The following is a 23,108-nucleotide window of genomic DNA, read 5'->3' on the forward strand; positions in this document are numbered from 1 at the left end:
GTTGCCCCAGTTTTCACTCTATGCAGAACGTTATGACAACTCGATTTCCCCTGATATTACTGCTTAATGTCGCCGGCCTGGCGCTCTTCTTCTCCTGGTATATCCCGGCGGATCATGGTTTCTGGTTCCCGCTGGATTCTGCCATTTTTCACTTCTTCAACCAGGAGCTGGTGAAGAGCAACGCGTTCCTGTGGCTGGTGGCAATTACCAACAACCGCGCCTTTGACGGCTTCTCCCTGCTGGCCATGGGCTGCCTGATGCTCTCTTTCTGGCTGAAAGAGGATAAAGCCGGACGTCGGCGTATCCTGATTATCGGTCTGGTGATGCTGCTGTTTGCTGTGTTAATTAACCAGCTGGCCACCGCGATTATTCCGGTGAAGCGTTCAAGCCCAACGCTATTCTTCACCGATATTTATCGCGTCAGCGAGCTGCTGCATATTCCAACAAAAGATGCGTCGAAGGACAGTTTCCCCGGCGATCACGGGATGATGCTGCTTATTTTTTCCGCAATTATGCTTCGCTATTTCGGCAGAAAAGCCTTTGCCATAGCCCTGATTATTTTTGTGGTTTTTGCCTTCCCGCGCGTAATGATTGGCGCCCACTGGTTCACCGATATTGCCGTCGGTTCGCTCTCCGTTGCGCTGATTGCGCTGCCGTGGTGTCTGTTGACGCCGCTGAGCGACAGGATAATAGCGTTGTTCGATCGCTATCTTCCCGGCAAAGCGCAACAATAATTAAACAAATAACTCACTCAAATTACCGCTAACTATCAGGGATCGACATGATCCCTGATGCTGCTCCCGGCGCGATCTTTCCCCACTGTCATATTCTCGTCATCATATTCATGATAAAAATGAAGCAATTGCGCAATTAGGCGTCGGATCTGACGGTAATTTAAGCAATTACGGATTTTTACTTTCTGTATCACATTTTCTTATAAAAAAAAGGCTTTTTTTACTCGCAATACCCCTGGCAATCGGTTAATCTCGAACTCGTTTTGCCCCATAGAGATAATTATTTCGCTGGTGAATAATTTTGTGCGCTGTGCCACAAATGTGACCAGAAAGAATTGTCTCAATGTGAACAGATAATTAGTCTCGTCACGTTTGGCATTTTTATAACGATATTTGTCGTTAAGGACTTCAAGGGATAATAAACAAAATGGTCAAATCTCAACCGTTTCTGAGATATATCTTACGGGGGATCCCGGCGATAGCAGTCGCGGTACTGTTGTCTGCATGTAGTACATCGAACACCGCAAAGAATATGCATCCTGAGACGCGTGTTGTGGGAATGGAAGATTCCTCGTCACTGCAAGCCTCTCAGGATGAATTTGAAAATATGGTACGTAATCTGGACGTGAAGTCCCGCATTATGGACCAGTATGCTAGCTGGAAAGGCGTGCGCTATCGTCTTGGCGGCAGCACAAAAACAGGTATTGATTGTTCCGGTTTTGTACAGCGTACGTTCCGCGAGCAGTTTGGGTTAGATCTTCCGCGTTCAACCTATGAACAGCAGGAGATGGGCAAGTCGATTTCGCGCACTAAACTTCGCACCGGTGACTTAGTTCTGTTCCGTGCAGGTTCCACGGGTCGACATGTTGGCATCTATATTGGTAACGACCAGTTTGTACATGCCTCCACCAGCAGCGGTGTGACCATTTCCAGCATGAACGAGCCGTACTGGAAGAAGCGCTATAACGAAGCGCGCCGCGTATTGACCCGCAGTTAATATGATAATTGTATCGTTGGTTATCCCTTGGCTGACGATATGATGAAAAAAAGCACTGCTTCGGCAGTGTTTTTTTTTGCCCATTACACTGAATACATCCAGCGGCATTTCAGGAATCACGACGTCTATGTTCACCCGCTACTTCTCCAGTAATCGCAAGATACTGATCCTCAGCATTATCACAGGCCTTATTGCCGCCCTGCTCCTGGGTTCGCTGCAATTTTTCTGGAGCTACCACAAGCGCGAAGTCAAATTCGACACCCTGATTCACGACGTCAGCATCTACATGGAAAGCTATTTCGATGAGTTAAAAAGCGCCATCGATGCCCTCCAGCCGCTCACGCTGAACAGTTGCCATGACGTCAATCAGGAACTCACCTCGCGCGCCGCCTTTAGCATTAACGTTCGCGCATTCCTGCTGGTCAGAGACAAAATGGCGTTCTGCTCTTCTGCCACGGGCCCGATGAATACCCCGATGGAGGGGCTGGTACCCGAGCTGCACATTGATAAGCAGATCGATATGGCATTGCTTCCAGGTACCCCGATGTTGCCCAATAAGCCCGCGATTGCCATCTGGTACCGTAACCCGTTAGTAAAAGACGGTGGCGTGTTTACCTCGGTGAATCTTAATCTGACGCCTTACCTGCTTTATACCGCACGCCAGGATGAATTCGCGGGTATCGCCATCATTATTGGCGATCATGCGTTGTCAACGCGGTCCAGCACGCTGGTGAAGGCGCACGACTTACGTGAAATCCCGGCCCGCACCGCGACGCTGAAAGACGTCCCCCTGACCATTAATCTTTATGCGGACGCATGGACCAGCGATGAAATTCTCTACGCGCTGTTCTTCGGGCTGGTATGCGGCATTTGTGCCGGATCGCTCAACTACTATATCCTCAGTATACGGCTGAATCCTGGCAAAGAGATTTTAAGCGCCATTAAGCGCGGCCAGTTTTACGTGGTCTATCAGCCCGTCGTCGATGCCAAATCGCTCAGAATGACCGGGCTTGAAGTGCTGATGCGCTGGAAACACCCGACCATGGGGGAAATTCCGCCGGACGCGTTTATCAATTTTGCCGAAGCCCAGAAGCTGATTGTCCCGCTGACGCTGCATCTCTTTGATCTTATTATTCGCGATGCCCCCGTGTTACAAACGCTGCTCCCTCCGGGCGCAAAGGTGGGCATCAACATTGCGCCGGGGCATCTGCATGCGGAAAGCTTCAAAGACGACATGCGCACCTTCAAAGCGTTACTGCCGCCGGATTACTTCCAGATCGTGCTGGAAATTACCGAGCGCGACATGCTTAACCATCGCGAAGCCAACAGCCTCTTCGAATGGCTGCACAACGAAGGCTTTGAGATAGCCATTGATGACTTTGGCACCGGCCACAGCGCGCTGATCTATCTTGAGCATTTCACCATGGACTACCTCAAAATCGACCGTGGTTTCGTGAATGCGATCGGCACCGAGACCGTAACGTCGCCGGTGCTGGATGCCGTCCTGACGCTGGCAAGACGACTGGATATGTTGACCGTTGCCGAAGGCGTAGAAACACCGGAACAGGCCGCCTGGCTGCGTGAACACGGTGTTAACTACCTGCAGGGCTACTGGATTAGCCGTCCTATGCCGCTGGAGCAGTTCCGCCAATGGCGTCCTGACGTTTCACTCGACGGTGAATAATTTCACAATGGCCGTGGCGTCACTTATTATTCAGCTTAACCGAGCCGGTCTGTAAAAGAGGGAGCTGCCGCGAGATGCTTATGCGCTTCATGTTGCTGATGTTGGCATTAACGAGCCTGTCCAGCCAGGCGCAGGCCATCAAAGAAAATATCGCCTTCGCGGTCATTGGCGAGCCGAAATACGCGGTTAATTTTACGCACTTCGATTACGTCAACCCTGCCGCGCCGAAAGGCGGGAAGGTCACGCTTTCCGCCACGGGAACCTTCGACAACTTCAACCGCTTCGCCCTGCGCGGCGTGGCGGCGGCGCGAACGGAATCGCTTTACGATACGCTCTTTGTCACGTCTGATGACGAGCCCGGCAGCTACTATCCGCTGATTGCCGAGAACGTGCGTTATGCCGATAACTTCGCCTGGGCGGAAATCTCGCTGAACCCGCGGGCCCGCTTTCATGACGGCTCGCCGGTTAAGGCCAGCGACGTTGCGTTCACCTTCCATAAATTCATGACCGAAGGCGTTCCCCAGTTCCGCATCGTGTATAAAGGCGCGTCGGTCAGAGCCATTGCGCCGCTCACCGTGCGCATTGAGCTCAGCGAACCGAACAAAGAGAATATGCTCAGCCTGTTCTCGCTGCCCGTCATGCCGGAATCGTTCTGGAAAAACCATAAGCTAAGCGACCCGCTCTCGACGCCACCGTTGGCGGGCGGCCCGTATCGCATCACCGACTGGCGCATGGGGCAGTATGTAGTCTATTCCCGCGTCAAAGACTACTGGGCGGCCAACCTGCCGGTAAACCGCGGGCGCTGGAATTTCGACACCCTTCGCTATGATTACTACCTTGACGATAACGTGGCGTTTGAAGCTTTCAAAGCCGGTGCCTTCGACTTACGCGTCGAGAGCAGCGCTAAAAACTGGGCAACCCGCTATATCGGGAAAAATTTCGCCAAAGGCTATATCGTCAAAGACGAGCATAAAAATGAATCCGCCCAGGACACGCGCTGGCTGGCGTTTAATATTCAGCGTCCGGTTTTCAATGACCGCCGGGTGCGGGAAGCCATTTCCCTGGCCTTTGATTTCGAATGGATGAACAAAGCCCTGTTCTACGGCGCCTACAGCCGCGCTAACAGCTATTTTCAGAATACCGAGTACGCCGCGCGTGATTACCCGAAAGCCGACGAGCTGGTCCTGCTGGCACCGCTGAAAGCCGAGGTTCCGCCGCAGGTTTTCACCAGCGTGTTTCAGCCGCCCGCGTCGAACGGTGACGGTTACGATCGCGACAACCTGCTGAAAGCCAGCAAGCTGCTGGATGACGCTGGCTGGCCTCTGAAGAATCAAAAGCGTGTTGATGCCAAAACGGGCAAGCCTCTCAGCTTTGAGCTACTGCTTTCGTCCGGGGGCAACGATCAGTGGGTGCTGCCGTTTAAGCACAATCTTGAGCGGCTGGGCGTAACCATGAACATTCGTCAGGTTGATAACGCGCAGATCACCAGCCGCATGCGCAGCCGTGATTACGACATGATGCAGCGCCTGTGGCCCGCGCAGCCGTGGCCGAGCTCGGACCTGCAAATATCCTGGGCCTCCAGCTACATCGACTCCTCATACAATGCACCCGGCGTTAAAAGCACGGCGATTGACGCGCTGATTGCGAAAATTGTGGCGGCGCAGGGGGATAAAGAAAAGCTCCTGCCGCTTGGGCGCGCCCTCGACAGGGTGTTAACCTGGAACTATTACATGCTGCCGATGTGGTATATGGGCGAAGATCGCCTTGCGCGCTGGGATAAGTTCTCCGTGCCTGCCGTGCGCCCGGTCTATTCCCTGGGCTTTGATACCTGGTGGTATGATGTTAATAAAGCCGCCAGACTTCCCGCTGAGCGGCGATAGGGAATCATCATGGGTGCATATCTTATCCGCCGTCTTCTGCTGGTCATCCCCACCCTGTGGGCCATCATCACGATTAACTTTTTTATCGTGCAAATCGCCCCCGGGGGGCCGGTCGATCAGGCTATTGCCGCCATTGAATTTGGCAACAGCGGCGGCATGCCCGGCGGTGGCGGTGAAGGCATGGGCGCGAGCCATGCGCGAACCGGCGTGGGGAATATCAGTGAAAGCCATTATCGCGGCGGGCGCGGACTGGATCCTGAGGTGATCGCCGAGATCACTCATCGCTACGGCTTTGACAAACCAATTCATGAGCGCTATTTCAAAATGCTCTGGGATTACATCCGCTTTGATTTTGGCGATAGCCTGTTTCGCAGCGCGTCAGTGTTAACGTTGATTAAGCAAAGCCTACCGGTTTCGATAACGCTGGGGCTGTGGGGAACGCTGATCGTCTATCTGGTCTCTATTCCGCTGGGGATCCGCAAAGCGGTTTACAACGGCAGCCGGTTTGATATCTGGAGCAGCACGTTCATCATCATCGGCTACGCCATTCCGGCGTTTCTGTTTGCCGTCCTGCTGATCGTCTTTTTTGCCGGGGGAACTTATTTCGACCTCTTCCCGCTGCGAGGGCTGGTCTCCGCGGATTTCAGCACCTTACCGTGGTATCAGAAAATTACCGACTATCTCTGGCATATCACGCTGCCTGTTCTGGCCACGGTCATTGGCGGGTTTGCCGCCCTGACCATGTTGACCAAAAACGCCTTTCTCGATGAAATTCGTAAACAGTACGTCGTCACTGCCCGCGCCAAGGGCGTGAGCGAGAAGCAGATCATGTGGAAGCACGTGTTTCGCAACGCCATGCTGCTGGTAATCGCCGGATTTCCAGCCACGTTCATCAGTATGTTTTTTACCGGCTCGCTGCTGATAGAGGTGATGTTCTCGCTCAACGGTCTGGGCCTGCTGGGCTATGAGGCCACCGTGTCGCGTGATTATCCGGTGATGTTTGGCACGCTCTATATTTTCACCCTGATTGGCCTGCTGCTGAATATCATCAGTGATATCAGCTATACGCTGGTCGATCCCCGAATCGATTTTGAGGGCCGCTGATGCCGCGCTTAAGCCCCGTCAACCAGGCCCGCTGGGCCCGTTTTCGCCACAACCGCCGCGGCTACTGGTCGCTGTGGATTTTTGCCGTGCTGTTTGTCCTGAGCATGTTTTCGGAGCTCATCGCCAACGACAAGCCGTTGCTGGTGCATTTTAACGACCGCTGGTACGTGCCGGTTATGGCCAACTACAGCGAAAGCGACTTTGGCGGCCCGTTTGCAACGCCGGCAGAGTATCAGGATCCGTGGCTCCGCCAGCAGATAGAGCAGCACGGCTGGGCGCTCTGGGCACCGGTGCGTTTTGGCGCAAACAGCATTAACTTCGCCACCACGGCCCCCTTCCCTTCTCCGCCCTCCGCGCAAAACTGGCTGGGGACGGATGCCAACGGTGGCGACGTGCTGGCGCGCATCCTGTATGGCACCCGAATTTCTATCCTCTTTGGCCTTATGCTGACGATCTTCTCCAGCGTGATGGGTGTCGTGGCGGGTGCGGTTCAGGGCTACTACGGCGGCAAAATCGACCTGTGGGGTCAACGGGTTATTGAGGTCTGGTCCGGCATGCCAACGCTGTTTCTGATTATCCTGCTTTCCAGCGTGGTGCAGCCGGGCTTCTGGTGGCTGTTAGGCATCACCGTCCTGTTCGGCTGGATGGCGCTGGTGGGCGTGGTGCGGGCGGAGTTCCTGCGCACCCGCAATTTCGACTATATTCGCGCCGCGCAGGCGCTTGGCGTAAGCGACCGGGGGATCATCTTCCGCCACATGCTGCCTAACGCCGTGGTGGCAACGCTCACCTTCCTGCCGTTTATTCTGTGCAGCTCCATCACCACCCTCACCTCTCTGGATTTTCTTGGCTTTGGGCTACCGCTGGGTTCCCCGTCGCTCGGCGAACTGCTGCTGCAGGGCAAGAACAACCTGCAGGCGCCGTGGTTAGGCATCGCCGCCTTCCTCTCCGTGGCCGTACTGCTTTCGCTGCTGATTTTTATTGGTGAAGCCGTGCGCGACGCCTTCGATCCTAACAAGGCGGTATAAGATGACCCAGCCCCTTCTCAGCATTGATAACCTGTCGATTGCTTTTTCAAATCAGGGCAAGACGCGCACCGTGGTTACCGATCTGTCGCTGCAGATCCAGCGCGGTGAAACGCTGGCCCTGGTGGGCGAGTCGGGTTCAGGCAAGAGCGTTTCGGCACTCTCTATCCTGCGCCTGCTGCCGTCTCCGCCGGTAAGCTACCCGCAGGGAGATATTCTGTTTCACGGCAGTTCACTGCTGCATGCCGACGAACATACCCTGCGCGGCATCCGCGGCAACAAAATTGCGATGATCTTCCAGGAGCCAATGGTTTCGCTTAACCCTCTGCACAGCCTGGAAAAACAGCTCTATGAAGTGCTCTCGCTGCACAGGGGAATACGCAAAGAGGCCGCGCGGGGAGAAATTCTGGACTGTCTTGAACGGACAGGCATACGCAATGCGGCCAAACGGCTGAATGATTTTCCGCACCAGCTCTCCGGCGGCGAACGCCAGCGCGTGATGATTGCTATGGCCCTGCTCACGCGCCCGGAACTGCTGATTGCCGACGAGCCCACAACGGCGCTCGACGTGACGGTACAGGCGCAAATATTAACGCTGCTGCGGGAGCTGCGTGACGAGCTCAATATGAGCCTGCTGTTTATCACGCACAACCTCAGCATTGTGAGAAAGCTGGCCGACAGCGTTGCGGTGATGCAAAACGGGCGGTGTGTTGAACAGAATATCGCGTCCACGCTGCTGCACGCACCGCAACATCCGTATACGCAGCGCCTGCTCGACAGCGAACCCTCCGGCGATCCGGTTCCTCTCGATGCGGACAGCGCGCCGCTGTTGCGCGTTGAGGATCTGTCCGTTTCGTTCCCAATCCGCAAAGGAATTTTGCGGCGCATTGTCGATCGGAACCCGGTGCTGAAGAACCTCCGCTTCTCGCTGCGCCCTGGCGAGTCTCTGGGGCTGGTGGGCGAATCCGGTTCGGGGAAAAGCACCACCGGTCTGGCGCTGCTGCGCTTAATTGCCTCGCAGGGCGAGATCCTCTTTGACGGCATGCCGCTGCACCGCTGGAACCGGCGCCAGATGATGCCCGTACGTCCCCGCATGCAGGTGGTCTTCCAGGATCCCAACTCCTCGCTTAACCCGCGGCTCAGTGTGTTGCAGATTGTCGAAGAGGGTCTGCGGGTGCATCAGCCCGCTCTGAGCGCTCAGCAGCGCGAGCAGGAGGTCATGCGGGTAATGGTTGAAGTGGGTTTAGATCCCGAGACGCGTCACCGCTATCCGGCTGAATTCTCCGGCGGACAGCGCCAGCGAATCGCGATTGCCCGCGCGCTGATCCTGAAACCGGAGCTGATTATTCTCGATGAACCAACGTCGTCTCTGGACAGGACCGTTCAGGCGCAGATCCTGGCGCTGCTCAAAGGATTACAGGAAAAACACCGGCTGGCCTATATCTTTATCAGCCATGATTTACAGGTGGTGCGGGCGCTATGCCATCAGGTAATTGTGTTGCGACAGGGAGAAGTGGTCGAGCAGGGTGAGTGCCAGCGCGTATTTAGCGCACCAACGCAGCGCTACACGCGCCAGCTGTTGTCGGCAGACTAGCGCTCAGAACGGGTACTGGCCAGAGAAAGGCTCAGCAATCGCAACGCCAAAATTTTTCAGGCGGCAGGTGGCGGCAAATTCGTCCTGGCTTTTCACAAACAGGCACGGCTCGCCTTCGCACTCCAGCACGGAGCTGTCCACTTCAATATCCGTCAGGGCCTGGCTAAGACGTTCCATCACCCGCCATGCATTTTCGTCGCTCGGGCTCAGCAGTTTGAGTGCCACGAGGCAATTCTCGCAGCCCGCGACGTTTTGCGGAATCGGTTCAACTTTCGAACCTGCAAAACCCGCTGACCAGCGATAGCTCTGAGGCAAGCGATGGACAATGGAGAGTTGTAATGTATTCACGTTCGTTCCCCGGAAGCAAAATTTACTTCACAATTTATTTACATTTATAGTAACACATCAGCGCCAGCCTGCACTATTCAGCGCTTTTTATTCGTATCCAGGCTCGCTTCGGCGCTATATGTACCCGTTTCTGCGATCTAACTCAACCTTTTTGAATACAATGATGTGACTTTTTACATAAATAGATTTTACATAAAATAAACAAACACGGCATAAACGAACGTGGGTTTGGTTGATATGTATCAACAAAAAAGGCCCTGCCGGGCCTTCTTTATGTTTTAGTGAGCCGCTTTTCGCGGTCGACTGGCGTAAAGATAGAAGAGTATGGAGCTGGTTGCGCAAAAAGCCATCGCCCACAGCATCGGCCACGCCGTCGTAAAGGTGGCCATAGACAGCAGCGCTCCGACGATAGCGCCTATACCGAAGCGGAACGTCCCCGCCAGCGACGATGCGGTACCCGCCATATGCGGAAACTCATCCAGGATCACCGCCATCCCGTTAGATGACACCATCGACACGCAGCCAACAAAGGCCGCCACACCGACGACCAGCGCCCAGAAGCCTACGCCCAGAAACGCGCTCACCACCAGCCAGATAGCCATCACAAACTGGATCCACAGCCCGGCGCGGAACATGTTCAGCGCCCCAACCCGCCGGACAAATCGGCTGTTGATGATGGTCATGATAAACAGGAAGACGATGTTGAGCGCAAAGTAATAGCCGAAATGCTGAGGTGAAACGTGATTCAGCTCGATGTAGACAAACGGCCCGGCGCTCAGGAAGGAGAACATCCCGGCGAAGCTGAACCCGCTCGCCAGCATATAGCTCAGCACGCGCTTGTGGCGAAACAGCGAGGCAAAGTTGCCGATTGTGGTACGGATGTGGAACTTCTGGCGGCGCTCGGCGGGAAGCGTTTCATCAATAAAGAAGAAAATCATCGCCGAGGCCAGCAGCGCGGCCAGTGCCAGGATCCAGAAAATAACGTGCCAGCTAAACCACACCAGCACTGCCCCACCGGCCATCGGAGCGACCAGCGGCGCAATCGTCGTCACCAGCATCACAAACGACATCATGCGGGAGAACTCTTCTTTCGGGTAGATATCGCGCATCAGGGCGTTAATCACCACGCTTGCCGCTGCCGCCGCCAGACCGTGGAGGAAGCGCATGATAATCAGGTGATCGATGGTCTGCGACAGCGCGCAGGCAACCGCAGCCGCCGCAAAGACCAGCGTCCCGCCCAGAATGACAGGCTTGCGTCCAAGGCTGTCCGCCATCGGGCCATAAAACAGCTGGCCGAGGGCAAAGCCGAGAATATAGGTGCTGAGCGTCATCTGCGCGCTGCCCGCCGGAACGCCAAACTGCGCGGAAATGACCGGCAGCGCGGGCAGGTACATATCAATAGACAGCGGCATCAGCATGGCCAGCAGGCCAAGAATAAAGACGATTTTGAACGACGAGCGTGGCCTGGTGGTCACAGAGTTCTCCTGAAATTAGTGCGAAGGCAGACCGACGCTGGCAATCTCTTCTTCCGTTAACGGGCGGTATTCGCCTGGCGCCAGGTCGGGATCGAGTTCAATCGCACCAATCCGCTCGCGGTGCAGGCCCACAACGTGGTTCCCCACCGCGGCAAACATACGTTTCACCTGATGGTAGCGCCCTTCACTGATGGTCAGACGGACTTCCGTTGGGGTAATGACTTCCAGTACCGCCGGTTTGGTGAGGTCTTTTTCATTATGCAGCTGAACGCCTTTGGCGAATTGCTCTGCCGTGTCATCCGCAACCGGAGACTCCAGCGTCACGAGATAGGTTTTCTCGCAGTGATGGCGCGGAGAGGTGATGCGGTGCGACCACTGCCCGTCGTCGGTCATCAGCACCAGACCGGTGGTGTCGATATCGAGGCGGCCTGCGGCATGCAGCTTGTGTGCAACCGGTTCGTCGAGAAAATAGAGTACCGTCGGGTGATCCGGATCGTCCGTTGAGCAGACATAGCCTTCCGGCTTATTGAGCATGAAGTAGCGCGGACCGTGCTGCTGGGTCAGCGGATTGCCGTCATATTCCACCTGGTGGTCAGGCTGGAGTTTGAACGCGCTGTCTCTCACAATGTCGCCATCCACGGTAACGCGGCTGGCGCGAATTTCGCGCCCGGCAATAGCGCGGCTTACGCCGAGTTGCTGAGCGATAAACTTATCAAGTCGCATGAAATCTTTTTAGCCTTAATGGTGCTGGAAGTCGAACTAGAGGTCCGAAAAAAGAAGCAGTCTGGAACGGCTCAGTATAATGGTCTGGTTGCGCCACTCAAGGGAAAAAGTTTCGTGGCATACTATATGCGAGTTAACAGAACAGAGATGTCATGACTTTTACACTTCGTCCCTATCAGCAGGAAGCCGTTGACGCCACCCTGGCCTGGTTTCGCAAACACCGTGAGCCCGCGGCTATTGTGCTCCCGACCGGTGCAGGCAAAAGCCTGGTCATCGCCGAACTGGCGCGCCTGGCCCGTGGCCGCGTGCTGGTGCTGGCCCACGTCAAAGAGCTCGTCGCGCAAAATCACGCCAAGTATTGTGCGCTTGGGCTAGAGGCCGACATTTTCGCCGCCGGGCTAAAGCGTAAAGAGAGCCACGGCAAAGTGGTGTTTGGCAGCGTGCAGTCGGTGGCCCGAAATCTGGACCTGTTTCGCAGCGAATTTTCGCTGCTGATTGTCGATGAGTGTCACCGCATCAGCGATGACGACGACAGCCAGTATCAGCAAATCCTGGCGCACCTGAAAGAGGTGAACCCTCACTTACGCCTGCTGGGCCTGACGGCGACCCCGTTTCGCCTGGGTAAAGGCTGGATCTATCGCTACCATTATCACGGCATGGTGCGCGGCGATGACAAGGCCCTGTTTAGCGACTGCATTTACGAACTTCCGCTGCGTTATATGATTAAACATGGCTACCTGACGCCGCCAGAACGGCTGGATATGCCGGTGGTGCAGTATGATTTCAGCCGTCTGCAGGCGCAGAGCAACGGCTTGTTCAGCGAAGCGGATCTTAACCAGGAGCTGGAAAAGCAAAAGCGCATTACGCCGCACATCATCAGCCAGATTGAGGAGTTTGCCGCGACGCGCAAAGGGGTGATGATCTTTGCCGCCACCGTTGAGCATGCGCGCGAGATCACCGGGTTACTGCCCTCTGGCGACGCGGCGTTAATCACCGGCGAGACGCCCGGCCCGGAGCGCGACGGCCTGATTGACGCCTTTAAAGCCCAGCGGTTCCGCTATCTGGTGAACGTGTCGGTATTGACCACCGGCTTTGACGCGCCGCACGTAGATCTGATCGCCATTTTGCGCCCGACCGAATCGGTCAGCCTGTATCAGCAAATTGTTGGCCGCGGCCTGCGCCTGGCTCCCGGGAAAACCGACTGTCTGATTCTGGATTATGCCGGCAACCCGCACGATCTCTACACGCCCGAAGTCGGCGCGCCAAAAGGGAAAAGCGACAACGTGCCCGTCCAGGTCTTTTGCCCTGCCTGCGGCTTTGCCAACACCTTCTGGGGAAAAACCACCTCCGACGGGACGCTGATCGAACACTTTGGCCGCCGCTGTCAGGGCTGGTTTGAAGATGACGAGGGGCATCGCGAGCAGTGCGACTTCCGCTTCCGCTTTAAAAACTGCCCGCAGTGTAATGCGGAAAACGACATTGCAGCGCGCCGCTGCCGGGAGTGCGACACGGTGCTGGTCGACCCGGACGACATGCTGAAAGCCGCGCTAAAGCTGAAAGATGCCCTGGTGCTGCGCTGTTCCGGCATGGCACTGCAGCCCGGCGCCGATGAAAAAGGTGAATGGTTAAAAATCACCTATTACGATGAGGACGGGGCAGACGTCAGCGAACGCTTCCGGGTTCAGACGCCCGCCCAGCGAACGGCTTTCGAACAGCTGTTTATCCGCCCGCACACCCGCACGCCGGGCGTGCCCCTGCGCTGGATAACCGTGGCCGATATCGTGCGTCAGCAGGTGCTGTTGCGCCATCCGGATTTTGTTGTCGCCCGCAAGAAAGGCCAGTTCTGGCAGGTGCGTGAGAAACTCTTTGACTACGAAGGTCGCTTTCGTCGCGCCAACGAATTGCGCGGTTAGCGGGACTTTTCATTGATGTGAGGGGCATTTGAGTATAAAATGCCGCCCGCTTCACATCCGTGAGGCAGAACACTCACCTGCTGCTGGGTCGCCTGTAGCAGGGTTTTAAATACAGAGAGAAATCAATGTTCACTATCGAAGCAGAAGTACGTAACGTGCAGGGTAAGGGTGCGAGCCGCCGCCTGCGTAACGCTAACAAGTTCCCGGCTATCGTTTACGGTGGCGAAACTGCTCCAGTTGCAATCGAACTGGATCACGACAAACTGTGGAACCTGCAGACCAAAGCTGAATTCTACAGCGAAGTTCTGACCATCGTTGTTGGCGGTAAAGAAGAAAAAGTGAAAGTTCAGGCTGTTCAGCGTCACCCGTTCAAGCCAAAACTGTCTCACATCGACTTCGTTCGCGCGTAATCGCAAACACGTCGAAAAAAACCCCGCTTCTGCGGGGTTTTTTTATGGCTGTTATTTCCCGCCCGAGGTGCGGCGCTGAAGCTGATCGCGCAGGTTCGGCGGCGTACCTTTGATGGTCAGCGTGTCGGTGGCCGGATCCCAGAAAATGCGTTCACCCAGCAACATAGCGTCAAAATTAATGGTTAACCCGCCGCCGCTGCCGGCAAACTTAGTTAACTGACGCAGCGTACTGCGGTCCGCCGGGAAGCTCTCTTCAAGCTCATAACCTTTATCCGCGGTGAATTCCTGGAAGCTGACTTCACTCACTCCCGCCAGCTCTTTTGACAGCGACTCCAGCTCAATCTCTTCCCCTGCCTGCAGCTGTTCGTTGCAGTAGCTGTAAACCTGCTGGCGTACGTTCTGACGCTCAGATTTATCGAGCTGTGCTTCAGCCGTGAAGTCATCAACCGCCTGGAGCAGACCTTTGTTCTGCGCTTTGGCGTTAAGACCTTCGCTGGCACCGAGGAAGTCCATGAAGAAATCAGCCACTTTTCGGCCCACGCGCCCCTTCAGGAAAGTCAGGTAGCGGGTCGACTCCGGGTTCGTTTCCCACTCGGTCAAATCAATACGCGCCACGATATCCGCATGGTTGATATCCAGATAATGGGTCGAGCTTATATCAAGCTGCTCGTTCACGCGCATGCTGCTTAAGTTATTCAGTACGGTAACCAGCAGATACTCTACGGCGAGATAGCGGTAGTGGCAGAACAGCACGATCCCGCCGTCGGCGAAGGGATATTTCGCCAGTTCGTCGCGCAGACGCCCGGTTGCGGCACGGCTAAACGCCAGGAAATCCTCTTCACCCTGACGCTGCAGGCGCAGGCTATCTGCCAGTTCACTCTCTTCGCTGAACAGACCATAGGCTTTATTTTTGGCGCTATAGACGCGATGCAGCTCTGCCATCATCTCCACAACGGTCGCCGTGGGTTCCAGTAACGAATCGCGCAGCACCACTTCAAGGGTTTGCTCATCGCGCTTGATAAGCTGGTGCAAGGCAATCTGGTTGATTTCCAGACTCATGATAAACTCTCCTTTTAGACCGGGCGGTATTCAACCACCACCAGGGCATGTGTGCAACAACAGATAAAAAAGGGGAAAAAAAGCTGTTGCTACGGTAATATGTTGCCCTTTCATCAACAAACTGATTTTGATTTATGCCACAACATTCCCGCTACAGTGATGAACACGTTGAACAACTGCTCAGTGAGCTGGTCAACGTACTGGAAAAACATAAAACGCCGACCGATCTCTCCCTGATGGTTTTGGGGAATATGGTCACCAACCTTATTAACACCAGCGTTGCTCCGGCTCAGCGTCAGGCGATCGCAAAATCTTTCGCCCAGGCTTTACAGTCATCCGTCAGCAACGACCAGGCCCATTAAGGGATACGAACAACAGTTTATGGTGACGAATCGTCAGCGCTACCGTGAAAAAGTCTCCCAGATGGTCAGCTGGGGGCACTGGTTTGCCCTGTTCAACATTCTGTTGGCGACGGTCATTGGCTGCCGTTATCTTTTTGTCGCAGACTGGCCAACAACGCTAACCGGGCGGATCTACTCCTGGATGAGCGTTGTGGGTCACTTTAGCTTTTTGGTTTTCGCCACCTATCTGCTGATCCTGTTCCCCCTGACGTTTATCGTCATGTCGCAGCGTCTGATGCGGTTCTTGTCCGCCATCCTTGCGACGGTGGGAATGACGCTGCTGCTTATCGACAGCGAAGTGTTCACCCGCTTCCACCTGCATCTCAACCCCATCGTCTGGGAACTGGTGATTAACCCCGACCAGAATGAAACGGCCCGTGACTGGCAGCTGATGTTTATCAGCGTCCCGGTGATCCTGTTGATTGAGATGCTGTTTGCCACCTGGAGCTGGCAAAAACTTCGCAGTCTGACCCGGCGACGCCATTATGCGAAGCCCGTCGCCACGCTCTTTTTCGTCTCTTTTATCAGTTCGCACATCATGTATATCTGGGCGGATGCGAACTTCTATCGCCCTATTACCATGCAGCGCGCTAACCTGCCGCTCTCGTATCCAATGACGGCCCGTCGCTTCCTTGAAAAACACGGCCTGCTTGATGCGCAGGAGTACCAGCGCCGCCTGGTCGAACAGGGTAACCCGGAAGCGGTCAGCGTTCAGTATCCGCTGAGCGACCTGCGCTACCGCGACATGGGCCGCGGGCAAAACGTCCTGCTGATCACCGTCGACGGCCTGAACTATTCCCGTTACGAGAAGCAGATGCCTGCCCTGGCCGAGTTCGCGAGTCAAAACGTCTCGTTTACTCAGCATATGAGCTCCGGTAACTCAACCGATGCGGGCATCTTTGGCCTCTTCTACGGTATTTCAGCCGGCTACATGGACGGCGTACTCTCTACCCGTACACCTGCCGCGCTGATCACCGGGCTGAATCAGCAAGGTTATCAGTTAGGGCTGTTCTCATCAGATGGCTTTAACAGCCCGCTCTACCGTCAGGCACTGCTGTCAGATTTCTCACTGCCGCCGGCGCAAGATCAGTCCGACGCGCAGACCGCCAACCAATGGATTAACTGGCTGCAGCGCTACGCGCAGGAAGATAACCGCTGGTTCTCATGGGTTGCTTTTAACGGCACAACCCTTGCCGACAGTAATAAGAATGACTTTGCGCGACGCTACGGCCGTGCGGCTGGCGATGTCGATGCGCAGATAGGCCGCGTGCTTGGCGCACTACGCGAGTCAGGAAAGCTGGACAACACCGTGGTGATCGTCACCGCAGGTCACGGCGTCCCGTTGGGCAACGAGACGAAGAGTATGAACTGGTCGCGCCCGAACCTGCACGTTCCGCTGGTGATCCACTGGCCTGGCACCCCGGCTCAGCGCATCAATATGCTTACCGAGCATAAAGATGTCATGACCACACTGATGCAACGCCTGCTGCACGTCAGCACGCCAGCAAACGAGTATTCGCAGGGGCAGGATCTCTTCAGCGCCGCGCGCCGCCATAACTGGGTTACCGCTGCCGGGAATAACACGCTGGTGGTGACCACGCCGAAGCTGACGCTGGTGCTGAACAGCAACGGAAATTACCAGACGTATAATCTGCAGGGTGAACGGTTGAAAGACCAGAAACCGCAGCTGAGCCTGCTGCTGCAGGTCCTGACGGATGAGAAGCGCTTCATCGCTAACTGATTAATTATAAACCAGTTAGCGACAGATTCCCTTGCATTCAAAACGGAATCGAGTAGTATTCTTTTATGCGTCGGCACGTAGCGCAGCCTGGTAGCGCACCGTCATGGGGTGTCGGGGGTCGGAGGTTCAAATCCTCTCGTGCCGACCAGTCATTCATCTGAACCAGTCCACAGTTGTGCAGACTGGTTCAGAAATATCAAAAAAAAACAGCAAGTTGAAAAACTTGCTGTTTTTTTATCTTCCAGAAACGTGCAGAGCTGAGTGCTTACATCCACGGTTTCAGGCATTTATTTGGGCATATCGGAAGCTTCCGGCCCGCTCTCTGTTACACTGATTTTCTGTGCGGACAGTTGTTCTAACACATGGTTCAACGAATCAAGATGCTGCGAGACCTGCACAATATTCGCTCCGGGTACGGTAACCTCCCCCGGAACAGTAACCAGTTGTCGAAGCTGCTCTTCGACCGGAACCGCGCTGGCAAACGAACTGGTTATCTGCCAGACCATCGTCTTCAGTTCGCTGCCCGTCAGGTATTTGCCTTTCTGGTGGTCCAGCGCATCAAGCTTTGCCGACAGCACCTGAAGCTGTTTCATTCCCTCATACCAGCCCAGTAACTGACTTGCCGGCAGCGTTCTGGCCACCCGATATTGTTCCCAGCGTTGAACTAAAGCCCGGGTTGCGGGGTCATTCGGCCACAAAGTCTTAGCCTGCGTAATCAGATCCTGCCCATAGCGAAACCGCCACCCCGGCGACAAATTCATGATCCAGTTAACCTGGTTCGTTATCCGCCCAATCCACATGGCGGAATGTGTCCGGCTGGTATCCGTTTCCCTGAAAGCATCTATTTGCGAGGCCGTCATGGGTTCGGGCTGCCAGCTGACGGACGCAGCCATGGATTTCATGGCTTCATCCGGTTGATGCAGGACCTGCCATCCAAAGGCAATGGCTGCGCTAAGCACCAACGAGGTCGCCATGCCAGCTACAAAGACTGGCCATCGTGTTGGTTTAACCGGTGGAGCCTCTGTCACCTGCACCTTTACTTCGGGTTCTTTATGGATGACATAGACCAGCTGGCTGGCACATGGGGCTACTTCGTCACCACTCATCCGCGCCTGTTCAGGCAAAGCAGTGGTCTGGGTTGTCTCCTCCAGCTGACGACTATTCTCCAGGCGATTTAAGGCGCTGCGTATTTGCTGCATCAGGGGACTCAGATTGCAGGCGAGCCTGAGTTCCTGACGTTTTAGAATGTCATCCAGTTCCAGCAAACGCTTTTCGGCCTGCTCAAGGGCCGGGAAATCAGCGGGCAACAGTGACCAGGTGCGGAAAAGTTTCTGTAAGCGCTGAAAAAGACCATTCAGGATTTCTGCCCGGGCATACACTGGCTGTGGCCAGAGTTGTGCCCACTGATGGCTTAGCAGCGCAACCAGTATGTTGAAGCCTTCATTCATCCCACTGACGCGGACCAGATGGCTGCGCGCGAGGGTATACCAGGCACTCGTCTGAAGCTCCACGCCGTTGATTTCAAACAGGGAAAGCGACAGTATTTCCACCTGCTTCCAGTCGACGTCCGGGCGTGCCGGATGCGTAAGTTTACTCATTTCATCGCGCAGCGCCGTAAACTGAGGCAATGATCGCGGATCGCCGCCGGTTCTCACCAGGCGTGTTTGTTCGTCTTGCATATTTTGAATGTCCGTGGGCATAAACGTGAGCCAGGCTCAGAGCCAGAGGCAGTGGTTACTCCGGAAGCAAAGAGTCGATCATCGTAAAAAATGTCTCTTCATCAAACCGGGCAGGATTTCCGTTCTGCGCTCCGGCCGGACACCAGGTCCAGTCATTTTGCCTGCCACTGCGCATAAACAGACGGTACCGGGGCCTGATATCGGCTCCGGTATACAGACAGACCTCAATACAGCCGGTCACGCCCTGTCCGTACAGAAAAATGGGAGTAAACCGGATACTCCGCGTTCCGTAATGCAGAGTAATACCCGGAACCGAAAACGCGCTCCCGCCAATGAGAAATTCAACCAGGGAGTTGGCTGTGGTTTCAGTGCGAATCCCTGTTCCGGCAAGCCATGTCTCCATGGACTCCTGGAGCTGGCTGATTCGCTGGCGAAACGCCGCGATATCCGCTTCGGCTTTCGTGTTAAAGGCTTCGTTGCGGGGGGACTGGTCCTGCAGTTTTTTAAAAAATCGTGATTTTGCCGACATGCTATGCTGTCCGTCAGGAGATTAAAGGCGGGTCCGTGCGTTAAGATAATGTTGCTGTTTGAGGTGGCGTATCAGCACGCGCCCTTCGGGCATAAATTCCGTACCGTAGCGCACCAGGCCGATGCCTTTCAGCTCGGCATCTATGGCATAACGTATTTCACCGGGAATATCCTGCTCAAGCAGAACAACATCGATTTTCTTAAGCCGCGGCTCGTACTTCAGCAGAACAGACGATAAGGTCCCTATCAATTCATGCGCCGTACCCGGCATCCCCTGCAGGATTTTGGTCATGTCCGGCAGGCCGTAGTCCGGCAAGTGCGCCAGCGTGCCGGCACGGCAGTTGAGCACCCGCTGCATGTTATCGAGTACCGATAAAATCACCTGATTCTGTTCACTGACATGACTGAGGCTCAGGCCACCTGCGAAATTACCGCTCAGCATTTCATACAGCGATGGCGTGTTGTGTCCCTGTGGCATCAGTCCTCCTTTAGTGGCTGTAACGCCAGGTGGTTATTTCCCGCCTCCAGAATGCGCGGCTTATCCGGGTCAAGGTCTTCGCGCTGAATTACCTGCTTCCAGGTGTTGTTGACGATATCCGGATGGCGGAACTGCCCTACCACCGCAACAAACTGTGCGCCCTCTTCCATGGGCATATCAAGATTCGCATCCCCACCCGGCTTTACCACCACGTCGCGGGTTGCCAGCAGGTCGGCTTTCAGGATCGTGTCGCCGTCCATGAGGAGCTGCTGATAGACCGTCTTGTCAAATGCTTTGCGGTCTTTCAGTTGATAAACACGGACTACCACTGGCTCGGAGAGTGAGTTACTCTCGCGGGAATCTGTGTTTAGCGCTTCACGCGCCGTGAAATCCAGATGTAGCACCTTAATCTTTTTGTAAAACACGGAGTTAAATGCCGATCTGGTGCCATCTGTGATGCCCTGCGTCACCCCACACCCCGTCAGGCTGAACGCCAGCAAAGCAGGTAGCCAGCACGCGGGTTTAATCAAACTTGTACGTAACACGTTGGTTTCCTTGTTGTCGTATTGTGGGCTCCAGCCCGGTGTAGTAACCCAGTTCGGTGGTAAAGGTCTCAGGAATATCCGCCGGAGATTCATCGCCTTCAGCTCCCAGAACACCGTTCATGCCCAGCCAGAAAGGGCCGTCTCCCAGAGGAGGCACGGCCAACAGGCGAGTCTGGGTGGTCAGCGTGATTTTTGCCTTAAAGCGCCAGCCGAGATAAACACGCAGCATCACCAGAAAATCCTTATAGAGCAGACCATCCGGCTTCCAGCCCTGCGCTTCCTGTTCGTTGTCCGTGGTGAGCGCAACCAGCAACTGACTGCCCGCGTCCATCGCCTCGTCACCCAACGGCGTATTGCCGTCCAGCAGTAAATCATCATCGCCGTAAAAGCCCAGTGGCTGACTGACCTCCACCGGACGCAGGCAGTAAGGACTGACCCTGACGATGGTATACGGGGCCAGCAGGCTCACCAGTGCCTGCACGCCCTCCTGGGTTTTGCCGGGCTGACGCAGTACGCCAAGCAGCGCCAGAAACCTCGATACCGGTGTGGCAATGTGGTTTGCAGTGCCCGGTATGCCCAGTCCCACCAGACCCAGCAGCGACTGTGAAATGCTGTCGGTTCCACCAGGCTCAAACGAGGCCGGATAGGAGTATTTTCGCCAGATGCGGTAAAACTGCGTCAGGATCCGGTGGCTGAAAATATCGAGGAAACCCTGCAACGCTTCATGACCTTCGCGGCGCTGGGTTATATCATCGAGATAGGCCGTCGGAAGCGGGGAGTCGACACCGTACATCCCCATAAACGTGGCACGAATAACCGGTGGTTTGCTGTCATCATCCTCGTCATATTCAACGGTTTTCAGCTCGCTGGCCGGGAACCCCATCCCCGGATGCGGCGCAAAGCGTACCGGGTCATCTGCGGGGTGGCTGGTCGAGCCCATCAGCGGCCTGCCCGGGTTACGCTTCTCCAGCAGCTGGCATAAACGGTAAAAATTAATGCGGTGCAGGTCGGCTTCCAGCCGCGGAGTCAGCCGGGGATGCGGCGGTTGTGCTTCTCTTCCCATTCCAGGCGCTCTCCGGTCGGTTGCAGAATGATAATCAGGCGGTTAAACAGATAGATGTCGGTGTAAAGCGCAAAGAAGCGGCTCAGCATTTCGCCGAACAGACAGATGTCGCCGCGCCCGGCAAAGCCATGGCTGTCGAGCGTCACTTCAATCTGCACACCACGGACCAGATAGCCCTGCTCAAAGCGCTCCGTTTCACTGTGCTTTACGTCAATGATGGCTTCCAGGCGGCGGCGGTTCATCTCGCTATCGGTCCATTCATACAGAGCCAGGGTCCCGCGCAGCACGTCGGCATTGTCCATCATCGACAGGAATCCGCTGCCGAGGTGGCTCAGCACGCGCCAGTGGAAACGGTCCTGCGCCGGTGGGTAGCAGGGCAGCGTTGGCGCACAGAGGTTACGCACCGCGATGCTGGCGGAGGTCGTTTTCATCACCGTATCGAGCACCGTGCTCTGCAGCGCACGGCGTGGCAACTGTCCGTTGGTGCCGGTGAGCGTCAGCGACAGGCTCTCGTTTTCCGGTACCGTGTGGTTATCAAAGGCTTCACCACCAAGAATAAGCCAGGTGTTATGCAGTCCCGACGGGCCACGGCGCACGCGGGTGTGGTAGTAGTATTCCGGCGCTTCATGTCGCATCATTCCGCCTTTGTGACGGAAGCTTGAGAACGGCACATAGGTATGCTGGCTCGATGACATCACCGAATCCACCGTGTATATCTCGGTATGGCCATCCTGCACGCGCATCGGGCGCAGCATGTATTCGGTTTGCAGAGAGTTGATCGTTAGCGGATCGGATTCCAGCGGGAACAGGTTAATCACCGGCACACAGTTCAGGCGCAGATGTTTTTCGGTAAAGCTGAAATCATGCTCCCAGCATTCTGCCAGCACCACGTCGATTTCGAACCACGGGAGCTCTGCCGGAAAAGCCACGGTCTCCAGCCCGCGCAGACCCGAGAACATGAATTTCTCGCGAAAAGTGAAATACTCCAGCAGCAGCTGGTAGCCGCTGAAGCTGCTGTCCCCCTTCGGCCACAGAGCATCATCATCACCAAACCCCAGCGCGGTGAAATACCCGTCGAGCGGTCTTCTGTCCACGTCACCCGGCATGCGCAGCCACAGGCGCGCCGTGTTCGTGGTAAAGGCTTCATGCATGGCGCAGGCCAGCGGTGCATCAGCGTTAAAGTAGAACGGGATGTGGCTGAGATCGACACGGCTCCAGTCGGCAAGATGACTGCAGTTAAACCGCAGGCTAATAACCGAACGCCCGTCAGAGTCAGTCGACAGGCGGGCATGCTCCAGCGACAGCGGCTGAAGGATAATCTCTTTGGTAGTGGTGTACCGGCAGCGCGTGCCCTTATCCCCGATCGGCCGCGAGTACACTTCGAAACCTTTGATAATACGCATCGGCTCTTTCATCTCGCGCCAGTCAGGGGTGAATTCCACCACCGACATCGACGGAATAGTGCGCAGGTAATGCGGCCACAGCAGGCTGACCAGCCCTTCGGTCAGCTCAGGCAGGTCATCATCGAGCTTCTCTCGCAGGCGGCCCATCATGAAGGCAAAGCCTTCGAACAGGCGTTCCACGTACGGGTCGCGCGCCCCGGCTTTATCGAGGTTAAGCATTGCAGCCTGCTCGGGGTGAGCACGGGCAAACTCTTCGCCGGCTTCAAGCAGGTAGCGCATTTCAGCGTCGTAGTAACGCAAGGTTAAATCGTCCATAAAAACCTGAAT

General features: G+C 55.5%; 21 protein-coding genes and 1 tRNA gene. 12 read left to right on the forward strand and 10 right to left on the reverse strand.

All coding sequences use genetic code 11. The annotated features are described in order from the left end of the window. Window positions 1-32 precede the first annotated feature (32 nt). From ACWHWP_RS15785 to yejF, 7 genes are all read left to right on the forward strand, one after another. Window positions 33-734 carry a phosphatase PAP2 family protein gene (locus tag ACWHWP_RS15785; protein ID WP_165602439.1) on the forward strand — a complete coding sequence of 234 codons (702 nt, stop codon included), beginning with the start codon at window positions 33-35 and terminating at the stop codon, window positions 732-734. A gap of 427 nt (window positions 735-1,161) precedes the next feature. After that, window positions 1,162-1,731: a bifunctional murein DD-endopeptidase/murein LD-carboxypeptidase gene (gene mepS / locus ACWHWP_RS15790; RefSeq protein WP_047346578.1), complete on the forward strand. Its 570-nt coding sequence runs from the start codon at window positions 1,162-1,164 to the stop codon at window positions 1,729-1,731. Between the two features lie 127 nt (window positions 1,732-1,858). Continuing rightward, window positions 1,859-3,415 carry a cyclic di-GMP phosphodiesterase gene (locus ACWHWP_RS15795; RefSeq protein ID WP_059312055.1) on the forward strand — a complete coding sequence of 519 codons (1,557 nt, stop codon included), beginning with the start codon at window positions 1,859-1,861 and terminating at the stop codon, window positions 3,413-3,415. Window positions 3,416-3,489: 74 nt separating this feature from the next. Next, window positions 3,490-5,295, forward strand: a complete 1,806-nt coding sequence (locus ACWHWP_RS15800) for an extracellular solute-binding protein (protein WP_447855979.1) — start codon at window positions 3,490-3,492, stop codon at window positions 5,293-5,295. Between the two features lie 9 nt (window positions 5,296-5,304). Then, window positions 5,305-6,399, forward strand: a complete 1,095-nt coding sequence (locus ACWHWP_RS15805; protein ID WP_059312053.1) for a microcin C ABC transporter permease YejB — start codon at window positions 5,305-5,307, stop codon at window positions 6,397-6,399. Beyond that, the gene (locus tag ACWHWP_RS15810) at window positions 6,399-7,424 is read left to right on the forward strand and encodes an ABC transporter permease (RefSeq protein ID WP_447855980.1); all 1,026 of its coding nucleotides are present in this window, start codon (window positions 6,399-6,401) and stop codon (window positions 7,422-7,424) included. The genes ACWHWP_RS15805 and ACWHWP_RS15810 overlap by 1 nt, the downstream gene beginning before the upstream one ends. Before the next feature lies 1 nt (window position 7,425). Further along, window positions 7,426-9,015: a microcin C ABC transporter ATP-binding protein YejF gene (gene yejF, locus ACWHWP_RS15815; RefSeq protein ID WP_447855981.1), complete on the forward strand. Its 1,590-nt coding sequence runs from the start codon at window positions 7,426-7,428 to the stop codon at window positions 9,013-9,015. Window positions 9,016-9,018: 3 nt separating this feature from the next. Here yejF and ACWHWP_RS15820 read toward each other — a convergent pair whose 3' ends face one another. The 3 genes from ACWHWP_RS15820 to rsuA all read right to left on the reverse strand — a co-directional run bounded on the left by ACWHWP_RS15820 (window position 9,019) and on the right by rsuA (window position 11,561). After that, window positions 9,019-9,363: a YejG family protein gene (locus ACWHWP_RS15820; RefSeq protein WP_008500952.1), complete on the reverse strand. Its 345-nt coding sequence runs from the start codon at window positions 9,361-9,363 to the stop codon at window positions 9,019-9,021. A 278-nt stretch (window positions 9,364-9,641) separates the two neighbouring features. Beyond that, complete coding sequence (locus tag ACWHWP_RS15825) at window positions 9,642-10,838, reverse strand: Bcr/CflA family multidrug efflux MFS transporter (protein ID WP_047346584.1); 1,197 nt, start codon at window positions 10,836-10,838, stop codon at window positions 9,642-9,644. Window positions 10,839-10,853: 15 nt separating this feature from the next. Further along, entirely contained in the window at window positions 10,854-11,561 is a 708-nt protein-coding gene (rsuA, locus tag ACWHWP_RS15830) for a 16S rRNA pseudouridine(516) synthase RsuA (RefSeq protein WP_013097990.1), read from the reverse strand. A 152-nt stretch (window positions 11,562-11,713) separates the two neighbouring features. Between rsuA and ACWHWP_RS15835 the strand changes: the two genes are divergently transcribed. Beyond that, complete coding sequence (locus ACWHWP_RS15835) at window positions 11,714-13,474, forward strand: DEAD/DEAH box helicase (protein ID WP_447855982.1); 1,761 nt, start codon at window positions 11,714-11,716, stop codon at window positions 13,472-13,474. Between the two features lie 125 nt (window positions 13,475-13,599). Then, on the forward strand, window positions 13,600-13,884 hold the full coding sequence (rplY, locus tag ACWHWP_RS15840; RefSeq protein WP_447855983.1) for a 50S ribosomal protein L25: 285 nt from the start codon (window positions 13,600-13,602) through the stop codon (window positions 13,882-13,884). Between the two features lie 51 nt (window positions 13,885-13,935). Here the strand turns inward: rplY and yejK are convergent, their stop codons facing one another. Further along, window positions 13,936-14,943, reverse strand: coding sequence for a nucleoid-associated protein YejK (gene yejK, locus ACWHWP_RS15845; RefSeq protein WP_047346586.1), 1,008 nt, complete (start codon window positions 14,941-14,943; stop codon window positions 13,936-13,938). 134 nt (window positions 14,944-15,077) lie between these two features. Here yejK and ACWHWP_RS15850 point away from each other — a divergent pair, with 134 nt between their 5' ends. The 3 genes from ACWHWP_RS15850 to ACWHWP_RS15860 all read left to right on the forward strand — a co-directional run bounded on the left by ACWHWP_RS15850 (window position 15,078) and on the right by ACWHWP_RS15860 (window position 17,233). Next, the gene (locus tag ACWHWP_RS15850) at window positions 15,078-15,305 is read left to right on the forward strand and encodes a YejL family protein (protein ID WP_014884596.1); all 228 of its coding nucleotides are present in this window, start codon (window positions 15,078-15,080) and stop codon (window positions 15,303-15,305) included. Between the two features lie 19 nt (window positions 15,306-15,324). Beyond that, window positions 15,325-17,085, forward strand: a complete 1,761-nt coding sequence (yejM, locus tag ACWHWP_RS15855) for an LPS biosynthesis-modulating metalloenzyme YejM (RefSeq protein WP_059312048.1) — start codon at window positions 15,325-15,327, stop codon at window positions 17,083-17,085. A 71-nt stretch (window positions 17,086-17,156) separates the two neighbouring features. Then, window positions 17,157-17,233 (forward strand) — tRNA-Pro (locus tag ACWHWP_RS15860). A gap of 139 nt (window positions 17,234-17,372) precedes the next feature. Here ACWHWP_RS15860 and ACWHWP_RS15865 read toward each other — a convergent pair. The 6 genes from ACWHWP_RS15865 to tssF are packed head-to-tail and all read right to left on the reverse strand — an operon-like array spanning window position 17,373 to window position 23,096. Further along, a complete protein-coding gene (locus tag ACWHWP_RS15865) occupies window positions 17,373-18,764 on the reverse strand; it encodes a VasL domain-containing protein (RefSeq protein ID WP_059312060.1) in 1,392 nt (463 codons plus the stop codon). A gap of 55 nt (window positions 18,765-18,819) precedes the next feature. After that, entirely contained in the window at window positions 18,820-19,293 is a 474-nt protein-coding gene (locus tag ACWHWP_RS15870; RefSeq protein WP_059312047.1) for a hypothetical protein, read from the reverse strand. 21 nt (window positions 19,294-19,314) lie between these two features. After that, the gene (tssE, locus tag ACWHWP_RS15875) at window positions 19,315-19,770 is read right to left on the reverse strand and encodes a type VI secretion system baseplate subunit TssE (RefSeq protein ID WP_059312046.1); all 456 of its coding nucleotides are present in this window, start codon (window positions 19,768-19,770) and stop codon (window positions 19,315-19,317) included. Continuing rightward, on the reverse strand, window positions 19,770-20,315 hold the full coding sequence (gene tssJ, locus ACWHWP_RS15880; protein WP_447855984.1) for a type VI secretion system lipoprotein TssJ: 546 nt from the start codon (window positions 20,313-20,315) through the stop codon (window positions 19,770-19,772). Before tssJ ends, tssE begins: the two co-directional genes overlap by 1 nt. Next, window positions 20,293-21,378, reverse strand: coding sequence for a type VI secretion system baseplate subunit TssG (gene tssG, locus ACWHWP_RS15885; RefSeq protein WP_063957686.1), 1,086 nt, complete (start codon window positions 21,376-21,378; stop codon window positions 20,293-20,295). Before tssG ends, tssJ begins: the two co-directional genes overlap by 23 nt. Continuing rightward, the gene (tssF, locus tag ACWHWP_RS15890; RefSeq protein ID WP_063957687.1) at window positions 21,342-23,096 is read right to left on the reverse strand and encodes a type VI secretion system baseplate subunit TssF; all 1,755 of its coding nucleotides are present in this window, start codon (window positions 23,094-23,096) and stop codon (window positions 21,342-21,344) included. The genes tssG and tssF overlap by 37 nt, the downstream gene beginning before the upstream one ends. Window positions 23,097-23,108 lie beyond the last annotated feature (12 nt).

This window comes from Enterobacter sp. WI-ESBL-E8 (genome assembly GCF_053364895.1).